This is a genomic window from Winogradskyella epiphytica, assembly GCF_003217215.1.
In the GTDB taxonomy this organism is placed as follows: Bacteria; Bacteroidota; Bacteroidia; order Flavobacteriales; family Flavobacteriaceae; genus Winogradskyella; species Winogradskyella epiphytica.
In genome coordinates this window covers 826,305-838,243 of sequence record NZ_QJTD01000002.1, presented here as the reverse complement: position 1 = coordinate 838,243, position 11,939 = coordinate 826,305, and the positions used below count along the sequence as shown (strand labels likewise).

The window sequence follows — 11,939 nt, the reverse complement described above, 5'->3', positions numbered from 1 at the left end:
AAGATAAAATTTTAAAAGTAAATTTTTTGCCTATGAATTTCAAAATCATTTTTCGGCTATCTAAAAGTTGAAAACACAAAATAATTTACAGTCCCTGACAAAATGTTGTGTGTTCTCTGTTGTTAGTTGTGTGTTCTTAGTCAATAGCTTTTATGTTCTAGGTTCTAAGGAGTTTCTGTGAAACTTTGAGTTTTCTCTCTCTCTCTCTGTGTCTCTGTGTCTCTCTGTCACAACTTCACAGTTCAATGGTTCTCGATACGTTTCTCGTGCCCTCGAAACGCTTGAGCTGACGGTGGTGTGTATTAGAGATTAGTGGATTAGGGATTAGGGATTAGGGATTAGGGGTTAGTTAGTGAGTTGGTGAGATAGTGAGTTAGTGAGTTAGTGAGTTGGTGAGTTAGTGAGTTAGTGAGACAGTGAGTCAGTGAGTTGGTGTGAAAAGTGAATCGATTTTAGTGATTTGTGTTAGTTTCTAGCTTCCAGCATCCAACAGTCTAGTCTTTATGTTCTAATAATTTCTCTGTGAAACTTTGTGTTCTCTCTGCGCGTCTCTGTGTAATAGCTTAATTCCAATGGTTTTCGATACGTTTCTCGCTTACTCGAAACACTCGAACTGACGGTGTTGAGACAGTGAGATGGTGAGATAGTGAGACAGTGAGATGGTGAGGTGGTGAGACGGTGAGACAGTGAGTTAGAGAGTCAGTGAGTTAGTGTGAAAAGTGAAGCGTTGTTAGTCTTTAGTTTTTAGTGAAATTACTAAGTGTCTTCATTCCAACCTCCCGTTTCCAACTACCAACTAAACCCTAACCTCTGAATAGGTATCACTCTCAATAACCCCATCACGTAAACGAATCACACGTTTTGCATGTGCGGCGATTTCTTCTTCGTGGGTTACCATGATTACGGTGTTTCCTGCGGCGTGAATCTCATCGAAAAGTGCCATGATTTCTGTACCTGTTTTGGAATCTAAGTTTCCTGTAGGTTCATCGGCTAAAATAATAGAAGGCTTGTTGACTAAAGCTCTACCGACCGCTACACGTTGTCGTTGTCCACCGGAAAGTTGATTGGGTTTATGATCCATTCTATCGGCAAGGCCTACATCGGTTAAGACTTGAGTCGCACGCTCCACACGTTCTTTTTTGGAGGCGCCGGCATAAACCATAGGAAGCGCCACATTGTCTAAGGCAGTCGTTCGTGGTAGTAAGTTAAAGGTTTGAAATACGAACCCAATTTCTTTATTTCTGATTTCGGCCAATTGGTCGTCGGTCATTTGACTCACGTCGTGTCCGTTTAAGTTATACGAACCCGCTGTAGGGGTGTCAAGGCATCCTAGTAGGTTCATTAATGTCGACTTCCCAGAGCCGGAAGGTCCCATTATAGCGACATATTCGCCACGTTTAATATCTAAATCAATACCTTTTAAAACATGAACAACTTCTTGTCCTAATTTAAAATCTCTAATGATATTTCTAACTTCAATGACGTTGTCACTCATAATTATAACTCTTGTTGGGTTGTTGTCGCTGATTCCTTTTGCAAGATAAAAGAATTTAAAAATCAGTTCACTAAATAAGACGTTAAAGTTGGGAAGATGTTACAGTCTAATTTTAAAATGTTCTTTGACCTGCTCTTTTCGGAAAAACACAAAGCCAAAATGAAAGCAATCTACCGTCACTGTCACAGCGTGATGATTTTTAATGTAGTCCCAAGCTTCGGTCATCCCTTCAGACCAATAAATATCATCGAAAGCAAAAATGGTGTCATTATGAACCGTAGATAAAAGCGATTCAAAATATTGAATAGTGGCTTCTTTGTTGTGGTGACCATCGAAGAAAATAAAGTCTAAGGTTTGGTCTTTTAGATTGGGAATCACTTCGCTAAAGTTCCCCATAAGGCAATCGACATTATTAATTTCTAATTCTTCCAGCTTTGTTTTAGCGAACGAGGAAGTGTTTTTACAGCCTTCAATCGTGGTGATTTTAGAGTTGGGATTGGCTAAAGCTAGGGCGTAAGTTCCCATGCCGAGTGATGTCCCTAATTCTAATATATTATTGAAATTGAAGTAAGTGGCTAGTCGGTATAAAAGTTGGGTGTCTTTTTTTGAACTGCTTGAGGTTTTTACCATATCGCTAACTGAGCGATGTGTGTCGTCCAATACTTTTGAGCCTTCACCTAAATCCTTGACTTCTAATGTGACCTTTGAGGTTTTAAGTCTTTTTCTGTAGTTGTTGAGTTGCGTGTAGGCGTCGTAATTGGTTTTATCATACAGACATTTCGTTACGAAATTATAGATAAAAGGGGAGTGGACGCCATGTTGATTGGTGGCCGTAAAAATGAATTTTATGTAAGCGAGGAATTGGTACATTGAGGTTCAGCGGTGTGTTGCTGTGGTGATTTGGTTTTTGAGTGGTTGTTGGTTGCGAATTTACGGTGTTTTAGAGATTCTCACAATTTTTATGGGTTTTAGGTTTTGGTTGGTGAGGTGGTGAGGTGGTGAGGTGGTGAGACAGTGAGATGGTGAGGTGGTGAGATCGTGAGATGGTGAGATGGTGAGTTGGTGAGATAGTGTGAAAAGTGAATCGATTTTAGTTAGTTTCTAGCTTCCAGCTTCTAACCTCTAGTTTGTAGTTTTTAGTCGAAAAATTCTAGTTTCGAGTATCAGTGGTCCAATTTTCAACTACAAACAAGCCTCCGTGAATCTCTGTGGCTTCTCTGTGATTCTCTGTGTGACAACTTCTAATCCAGTGTTTAGGTCTTGGTTATTAGTGAGACAGTGAGACAGTGAGTTAGTGAGGTGGTGAGTTAGTGAGACAGTGAGTTGGTGAGTTGGTGTGAAAAGGGAAAAGTTCAAAGCGAAATGACAAAATGTTGTGTGTTCTCTGTTGTTAGTTGTAGGTTCTTAGTCAATAGCTTTTATGTTCTAGGTTCTAAGGAGTTTTCTGTGAAACTTTGTGTATTCTCTGTGCGTCTCTGTGGAAAAGCTTCGTAGTTCCAATTGTTCTCGATACGTTACTTGCCTGCTTGAAACATTCGGACGAGGTATTAGGGATTGGGGAATGGGAGTGGAAAGTGAATTTATTTTAGTCATTAGTCATTAGTCACTAGTCATTAGTTTTTAGTAGAAAGATTCTAGTTTCGAGCATCAGTGGTCCAATTTCTAACTACAAACAAGCCTCCGTGAATCTCTGTGGCTTCTCTGTGATTCCCTGTGTGACAACTTCTAATCCAGTGTTTAGGTCTTGGTTATTAGTGAGACAGTGAGACAGTGAGTTAGTGAGACAGTGAGTTGGTGAGTTGGTGAGTTGGTGTGAAAAGGGAATTTATTTTAGTCATTAGTCATTAGTCACTAGTCATTAGTTTTTAGTAGAAAAGTTCTAGTTTCGAGCATCAGTGGTACAATTTCCAACTACAAACAAGCCTCCGTGAATCTCTGTGGCTTCTCTGTGATTCTCTGTGTGACAACTATATAACTACCGACTAAAAACCTCTGTTTCTCCTTTGTGGTTCTCTGCGAAATAACTATGTTACTACCAACTACCAACTACCAACTACCAACTACCAACTACCAACTACCAACTACCAGCTATCCCTCCAACTTCTCCGCTAACTCAAACCAACGCATTTCTTTTTCTTCAATATCATCTATAATCACTTGAAGTTTTTTAGAGAGCTTGTTGATTTCGTCTTGACTGAGGTCAGGGTTAGTGAATTTGGCTTCTAGTGCGGCTTTGTCTAATTCTAGTGAACGGATTTTAGAGCTTAGGTTTTTGTATTCCTTTTGTTCGTTATAGTCTAGTTTTTGAGCTTCGTTTTGTTGAATTGCTTTGGTATTATCTACTTTTTCAACGGTTTCGGTTTCTTTTGGGAGACTGCTGTCGTAGGCTCGGAAATCGGAATAGTTGCCTGGGAAGTCTTCTACTACACCGTCACCTCTAAACACAAACATATGATCTACAATTTTATCCATAAAATACCTGTCGTGAGAGACCACGAGTAGTACTCCGGGAAAGTCCATAAGGAAATCTTCTAGTACGTTTAACGTGACGATATCTAAATCGTTTGTAGGCTCATCTAAGATGAGAACGTTAGGGTTCTGAATTAAAACCGTACAGAGGTATAAACGTTTTTGCTCACCACCGCTTAGTTTTTCAACAAAATCATATTGTTTCTTTCTGTCGAATAAGAAGCGTTCTAATAATTGCTGTGCGCTAATTTGTCGGCCTTTGGCTAAAGGGATGTAATCACCAAACTCCTTAATGACATCGATCACCTTTTGGTTAGGTTTGGCTTTGATTCCACCTTGGGTATAATAGCCAATCTTCACGGTTTCACCAATTACAATTTTACCAGCATCGGGTTCTAAAGTTTGGGTAAGGAGGTTGAGGAATGATGATTTTCCCGTTCCATTTTTACCAATGATTCCAATACGCTCTCCTTTTTTAAAGGTGTATTCAAAGCCATCTAAAATCTTTTTGTCTTTAAACGCTTTAGAGACGTTGTGGAACTCAATGATTTTACTTCCTAAGCGCTCCATGCTGATTTCGAGTTGGACTTGATGGTCGTTACGACGTTGGTGGGCTTTGGATTTTATTTCAGAGAAGTCATCAATTCTACTTTTTGATTTGGTGGTACGAGCCTTCGGTTGGCGACGCATCCAGTCCAATTCTTTTTTATAGAGTTGTTTGGCTTTGCCGACTTCGGTCGCTTGATTTTCTATACGGGCTTCTTTCTTTTCAAGATAGTAAGAATAGTTGCCTTTGTAGGTATGCAACTCGCCATGATCTAATTCTATAATTTCATTACATACACGTTCTAGGAAGTACCTATCGTGCGTGACCATGAATAAGGTTTGCTGCGACTTGGCAAAATAATCTTCCAGCCATTCAATCATTTCTAAATCTAAATGGTTGGTCGGCTCATCAAGAATAAGGATGTCAGGTTTGCTTAATAAAGCTTGAGCTAGGGCTAAACGTTTCTTTTGTCCACCCGAGAGGGTCTTCACTTCTAAAGACAGGTCATCTAACTTTAATTGAGATAAGGTCTGTTGGTATTGTGTTTCAAACTCCCAGGCGTTATAGCGATCCATACCTTCGAAGGCTTTTTGATAAGCTTCAGCATCATCAGGGGTTTTTAAAGCCTGTTCGTGAGCTTCAATAATTTTTAAAACAGGAATATCAGAAGCAAAGATGGTTTCTTCAACACTAAGGTTAGGATCTAAGTCGGGCTCTTGGTCTAAAAAGGCCAAACGCAGTCCTTTTCTAATCACGATTTGACCATCATCAGGTGTATCTTTTCCTGCTAAAATATTAAGAATAGACGTTTTACCAGAACCGTTTTTGGCTACAAAAGCGATCTTCTGATCTTTATGGATACTAAATGACAAATCTTTAAAGAGCACAAGCTCTCCAAAAGACTTTGATATATTTTCAACGTTAAGGTAATTCAAGGTGTTTTTTTTACAAAGAACGGAAATAAACCAAAAAGAAACGTATTAGTTTTGATATTAGTGTTGATACATTATATTTGTCTGTATAGAACCATTTTACGTATGAAGCGATTTAAGCTTTTGATTATCATATTGAGTTGTGTTTTTGCTAGCTCATGTATTCCTCATAAAGACACTGTTTACTTACAAAATAAGGAGAATTCATTTAATGATAGTATTCCTAATAATTTGACTGAAGTACAGAAGCCGTATCGTATTCAAATTAATGATATTCTGAATATTAGGGTGAAGGCCATAGACCAGGAAACGGTCTCGATCTTAAACCCTTCAGGGGAAGGTGACTTAAATGCTTCAGGTGCAGAACGCGCTTATTTTGATGGTTTTACGGTGGACTTACACGGAAATATTCGTGTGCCTACTTTAGGATTTATCAATGTATTAGGTTATACAACCACTCAAATTGAGAAGATGATTGAAGCGCGCTTATTAGAAGAGCAGTTTAAAGAAACTGCAAATATCTTTGTCACCGTAAAATTAGCAGGTTTACGCTATACCGCTAGTGGTGAAGTAGGGAGTCCAGGAACAAAAACCTTATTTCAAGAACGGGTGAATATCTTTGAGGCTGTCGCTAATGTAGGTGAAATAACAGAGGTTGGAAACAGAAAAGAAGTTCAGATTATACGTCAGTACCCACAAGGGCAGCAAATACATACTTTAGATCTTACGGATAAAAGGGTAATGCAGTCGCCTTATTATTATATCCAACCCAATGATATCATTTATGTGAAGCCCTTAAAGCAAAAATCTTGGGGGACTGGTAAAACAGCAGTAGAATCTATACGAACCATTGCCACGGTTGTTTCCTTATTTACAACTACATTATTACTATTTACACGACTTTAAACTATGGATACGAATACTCAGGAAGAATTTGATCATGAGGAATCAGGTCGTTTAAGTTTTGATTTTAGAGGCTATTTATTCAAAGCCCTCAACCTATGGAAGTTTGTGGTGCTATGTGTAGGTACAGCTTTATTAATTGCTTATTTTATTAATGTAAGAAAAACCAGTGTCTATAAGCTCAGTTCTTTAATCTCCGTAGAGAGTGATCAGAATCCGTTCTTTACGGCTAACACGAGCATTTCATTTAATTGGGGAGGTGTGTCTGGTAAGGTGGGTAAAGTGATGACTTCTGTCAATACCAGAACGCATAATGAATTAGTGGTGGATTCGCTTCAGTTTTATATGAACTATCTCGAGCAAGGGAAGTACAATAAAATTGATATTTATAAAAAGGCCCCTTTTGAATTTCGGATTAATAAAGATAAGGGGCAGTTATTGTCGGGCTTAGTTGGTGTACGACTACTCAATAATGAAGAGTTTGAGTTGTTTGGAAGCTTTGGCGAGCAAGGACGGGTTCAGAATTACGGCGACAAAAGTACCTATTCGGTAAAATTGCCGGCCGGAGAGTATGTACAGAAATTTAGATTTGGACAGACTATAGAATTGCCTTTTCTAAATGGGGTGATTGAGCTTCGAGATGGTAGAACCGTAACGCCTCAGGCAGAGTATTTTTTACAGTTTCAGAACTTTGATCGTGTGGTGCATAGTTATCAGAGAGGTGTTCAGATTGCAGGTACAGGTAATTCTTCATCAGTTTTACGATTGTCTTTAGCGGGTACTAATAAAGCGAAGATTGTCGATTATTTAAATGCCACTGCAGCTATTTTAAGCCGCACCGAATTAGAGCGAAAGAACCTTTATGCGACTAATACTATTAAATTTATTGACAGCAGCCTTTATGCCGTCAATGACAATTTAAAGGATATTGCAGCAGAACTCAATGATTTTAGAAAGAAGAATAAAATCTTCGATATCGATGAGGAAATGGCTCAGTATTCTAATAAGCTACAAAGCTTAGATCTTCAGAAAGATGTAGAAAATACCAAGCTGAATTATATCAATTCCTTAGAGAAATACTTAAATAACGTTAAAGATTACGAAAAGATAGCTGCGCCCAGTTCAGCAGGAATTACCGAAGGCCCTATTGTGAGTGGGGTACAGAAAATTATTGAATTAGCCGTTGAGCGTCAGAGTTTAGAATATACACAGAAAGAAGGTTCTATTACTTTTAAGGAGTTAGACCGCCGTATTGATGCGGAGAAGAATGTGTTATTAAAAACTATTGATGCAACTAAGGTTACCATTAATCAGCAGATCATTGAATTAAATAGAGCCATTGCTGGTTTAGAGCAAAAATTGAGTGGCTTGCCTCAAGAGCAGCAAGAGTACTTGAAGATTCAGCGTAAGATGAATATCAGTCAGGAAGCTTATGATATTTATTTAGCTAAGCGAAGTGAAGCGGCTATTGTCAAAGCTGCTAATGTTTCCGATATTACCATAGTTGATGAAGCTAAGGATATTGGTGATGCGCCAATTGGGCCGAATAAGTCCTTGAACTATATGATGGGGATAATGATGGGCTTCTTTATTCCTATGTTCCTCATCTTTGTGATTTTCTTATTGGACAATACCATTCATGGTTCGGATGAGGTGGAGAAGATGTCACGAATCCCGATTATGGGCTTGGTGGGGAAATACCGTTATAAAAACAATTTAATCGCCTACGAAAAGCCTAAGTCGGCTGTCGCCGAATCCTTTAGAGCGATTCGTTCAAGCCTTCAATTTGTATTCAATAAAACCGCCAATTCGGGGACGCGAGCCAATACTTTAATGGTGACTTCGTCCGTGAGTGGGGAAGGAAAGACCTTTACGTCGATAAATATCGCCACAGTTTATGCCTTGTCTGGTAAGAAGACCCTTTTAATGGGTCTGGATTTAAGGAAGCCTAAGATTTTTGATGATTTTAATATCACTAATGAAAAAGGGGTGGTTAATTACTTAATTGGCGATAATACTTTTGATGAGGTGGTGACCCATTCCCATATCGAAAATTTAGATGTGGTGCCTTCGGGCCCGATTCCTCCAAACCCATCCGAATTATTAATGGATGGGAAGCTTCATGAGTTGATGGCAGAACTGAAGGAGGAATATGATATTATCGTTTTGGATACACCACCTTTAGGGTTGGTTACTGATGCCTTGGAATTGGTTCAGTATGCTGATGCGACGGTGTTTATGGTGCGCTTGGATTATACCAAACGCGGTATGCTTCAATTGGTAAATGCTAAACATCGTACTGGGGAATTAAAGAATGTCCATTTCATACTCAACTTCTACAGGCATAAGAACAATCATAATTATGGGTATGGCTACGGCTATGGTTATGGCTATGGTTATGGGGTTTATGGAAATACCTATCACCAAAACGATAAGCATTCGGTATTTTCGCGTGTCAAACAATTTCTAAAACGACTATAATCCGATTATTCGCTAGATTTTGATTAGTAAAACCCAGCTTCAGGTCAAGGGCGTCTTTGATACCGTTTTAGCCTTAGTCCTTCTATCTGTGCTACTCCTTCCTATTGGACTGCTTGTATTCATTGCCACTATAGATACTCGGCAATTCGGCTTGTTTAGCCAATCTCGTGTGGGGCAATATGGGCAACTATTCACTATTTATAAGATACGCACCTTAAGAGCAGAGTTGCATCAACTCGGTCATTTGGAACGCAGTGCAACTCTTATCGGCGGTTTCTTAAGGCGAACGAAGTTGGACGAATTACCGCAGTTGTTTAATGTACTTAAAGGCGATATGAGTTTTGTAGGGCCTCGTCCCGATTTACCTGGGTTTGCAGATGTTTTGGAAGGGGAGGATCGTATCATTCTAAAAGTGAAACCTGGCATCACAGGACCTGCGACGCTAAAATATAAAAACGAAGAAGCGCTACTGGCGGTACAAAGCAACCCTGACCATTACAACAGAACGGTGATTTGGGTAGATAAGGTGAAAATCAATAAAATGTACGTTCAGAATTACAGTTTTTGCTTAGATTTGTCACTTATTTTAAAATCTATTATAAACAAATGACACATTCAGAAGATAAGATTGCAATTATAGGATTAGGTTATGTGGGTTTACCACTTGCCGTAGAATTTGCAAAACAATTCTTGGTAGTTGGTTTTGATATCAATAAGCAACGTATCAGTGAATTAAATTCTGGTTTAGATAAAACTTTAGAAGTAGAAAACGATCATTTGAAATCGGTATTAACCACTGATTTAAATGCAGAAAAAGGTTTATATATCACCGATGATATTGAAGCTTTAGCGGTAACTAATTTCTATATTATCACGGTGCCAACGCCAACAGATGCTTTGAATAAGCCTGTATTCACTCCTTTAATTAAAGCTAGTGAAACGGTAGGTAAAATGTTGAGCAAGGATGATATTGTTGTTTATGAATCTACGGTTTATCCTGGAGCTACGGAAGATATCTGTATTCCTGTTTTGGAGCAAACTTCAGGTTTAGTTTATAATAAAGATTTCTTTGCAGGGTATTCGCCAGAACGTATTAACCCAGGCGATAAATTACATACGGTAACTAAAATCTTAAAAGTGACTTCAGGTTCAACGCCAGAAATTGCTGTAAGAGTCGATAATCTTTATAAAAAAGTGATTACCGCAGGCACACATATGGCACCTTCTATAAAAGTTGCTGAAGCGGCAAAAGTGATTGAGAATTCGCAGCGTGATATTAATATTGCTTTTGTGAATGAGTTGTCTAAAATCTTTAGACTTTTAGATATTGACACGAAGGCGGTTTTAGAAGCGGCAGGTACGAAGTGGAACTTCCTTAACTTTTCACCAGGCTTAGTCGGTGGTCATTGTATCGGTGTAGATCCATATTATTTGGCGCAAAAAGCTATAGAATCGGGATATAATCCTGAAATTATTTTAGCTGGACGTAAGATGAATGACAGTATGGGTAGTTATGTGGCTACGGAAACGGTTAAAATGATGATTAAGAAAGGCGCGACCATCAAGGGATCAAAAGCCCTTGTTTTAGGGATTACCTTTAAAGAGAATTGTCCGGATATTAGAAATTCTAGAGTTATTGATATTATTGAAGAATTAGAATCTTATGATGTTGAGGTGGATGTGTTTGACCCATGGGCATCAAAAGAAGAAGTGAAGCATGAATATGGCTTTGACTTGATTAAGAATTTTGAGGACTTACGTTCCGATTACGATTCGATCATATTAGCTGTTTCACATAAGGAATTTTTAGACTTAAAATTAAATCAATTAAAATCACAAACAGGTGTTATCTTCGATGTAAAGTCATTACTTCCTAGAGATACCGTTGACGCACGTTTATAATGTATTCAAAACCACATCATACTACAGACCTTTCCGAACTAAGTTTTTTAATCACTGGAGGTGGCGGCTTTATTGGCTCTAACCTTACCGAATATTTATTGAAGTACAAGGCTAAGAAAGTACGCGTTTTAGATAATTTCTCTAATGGTCATCGTGAAAACCTGACGGAATTTATGGATAACCCAGCCTTTGAACTTATAGAAGGTGATATTCGTGATTTAGACACTTGCAAGCGCGCTATGGAAGGCATGGATTATGTGTCGCACCAAGCCGCTTTAGGTTCGGTGCCTCGTTCTATCAACGATCCAGCAACCACCAATGAGGTCAATATCTCTGGGTTTTTAAACATGATGATTGCCTTAAAGGACAGTCCAAGTGTAAAACGTATGGTTTATGCGGCATCTAGTTCTACTTATGGTGATAGTAAAGCCTTGCCTAAGGTAGAAGATACGATAGGCAAACCTTTATCGCCTTACGCCGTGACCAAATATGTGAATGAGTTGTATGCCGATGTTTTCGGAACGACTTATGATACGGATGTAATTGGCTTAAGATATTTCAATGTGTTTGGCCCTAAACAAAGTCCACAAGGCGCTTACGCTGCGGTGATTCCATTGTTTATGCAAGCCCTAAAAGACGATGAACCTGCTAAAATTAATGGTGATGGCGAGCAAACTCGCGATTTCACCTTTATTGATAATGTGGTTCAGGCGAATGTCAAAGGCTTTTTTGCTTCTAAAGAGGCTAAAAACGAAGTCTTTAATGTGGCTTGTGGTGAGCGTATCACCATTAATTACTTATGGGATTCTTTACGCCTTGCTGCTGGTTCTGAACTGAAGGCTATTTACGGACCACCACGTCAAGGTGATGTTCGTGATTCTTTAGCGGATATTTCTAAGGCGGAAAACTTATTGGGTTATAAGCCGATGTATACGGTACGAGAAGGTTTGAAGATTACTTGGGATGCATTTGTTTAGGTGTTAGGGATTAGTTGTTAGTTGTTAGTGATTAGTGATTAGTGATTAGTAATTAGTTATTAGTTATTAGTGATTAGTTGTTAGTTGGTAGTGGAGAGTTAGACGTGAAAAACTAAATGTGAAAAGCTAAAAGGGCATGGATTTATGGTTTGTTGCTTTTTGCAGTCTTATTAATTAGTTATGTTCCTGCTTTCTTTGGTTTAATGCTTATAGATTCTTCGCTTCGCTCTGAA

At 38.7% G+C, this 11,939-nt stretch carries 8 protein-coding genes; 5 read left to right on the top strand and 3 right to left on the bottom strand.

The annotated features are described in order from the left end of the window. Window positions 1–796: 796 nt before the first annotated feature. The 3 genes from DFQ11_RS08950 to DFQ11_RS08940 form a co-directional block, all read right to left on the bottom strand. Entirely contained in the window at window positions 797–1,495 is a 699-nt protein-coding gene (locus DFQ11_RS08950) for an ABC transporter ATP-binding protein (RefSeq protein WP_110475507.1), read from the bottom strand. A 99-nt stretch (window positions 1,496–1,594) separates the two neighbouring features. Beyond that, a complete protein-coding gene (locus tag DFQ11_RS08945; RefSeq protein WP_110475506.1) occupies window positions 1,595–2,365 on the bottom strand; it encodes an O-methyltransferase in 771 nt (256 codons plus the stop codon). 1,218 nt (window positions 2,366–3,583) lie between these two features. After that, the gene (locus DFQ11_RS08940; protein WP_110475505.1) at window positions 3,584–5,446 is read right to left on the bottom strand and encodes an ABC-F family ATP-binding cassette domain-containing protein; all 1,863 of its coding nucleotides are present in this window, start codon (window positions 5,444–5,446) and stop codon (window positions 3,584–3,586) included. Between the two features lie 102 nt (window positions 5,447–5,548). Between DFQ11_RS08940 and DFQ11_RS08935 the strand changes: the two genes are divergently transcribed. The 5 genes from DFQ11_RS08935 to DFQ11_RS08915 are packed head-to-tail and all read left to right on the top strand — an operon-like array spanning window position 5,549 to window position 11,706. Then, on the top strand, window positions 5,549–6,349 hold the full coding sequence (locus DFQ11_RS08935) for a polysaccharide biosynthesis/export family protein (protein WP_110475504.1): 801 nt from the start codon (window positions 5,549–5,551) through the stop codon (window positions 6,347–6,349). A 3-nt stretch (window positions 6,350–6,352) separates the two neighbouring features. Continuing rightward, window positions 6,353–8,827: a GumC family protein gene (locus DFQ11_RS08930; protein WP_110475503.1), complete on the top strand. Its 2,475-nt coding sequence runs from the start codon at window positions 6,353–6,355 to the stop codon at window positions 8,825–8,827. Window positions 8,828–8,846: 19 nt separating this feature from the next. Next, window positions 8,847–9,437 carry a sugar transferase gene (locus DFQ11_RS08925; RefSeq protein WP_308425333.1) on the top strand — a complete coding sequence of 197 codons (591 nt, stop codon included), beginning with the start codon at window positions 8,847–8,849 and terminating at the stop codon, window positions 9,435–9,437. After that, window positions 9,434–10,729 carry a nucleotide sugar dehydrogenase gene (locus tag DFQ11_RS08920; protein WP_110475502.1) on the top strand — a complete coding sequence of 432 codons (1,296 nt, stop codon included), beginning with the start codon at window positions 9,434–9,436 and terminating at the stop codon, window positions 10,727–10,729. The genes DFQ11_RS08925 and DFQ11_RS08920 overlap by 4 nt, the downstream gene beginning before the upstream one ends. Then, the gene (locus DFQ11_RS08915; RefSeq protein WP_110475501.1) at window positions 10,729–11,706 is read left to right on the top strand and encodes an SDR family oxidoreductase; all 978 of its coding nucleotides are present in this window, start codon (window positions 10,729–10,731) and stop codon (window positions 11,704–11,706) included. Before DFQ11_RS08920 ends, DFQ11_RS08915 begins: the two co-directional genes overlap by 1 nt. Window positions 11,707–11,939: the final 233 nt, after the last annotated feature.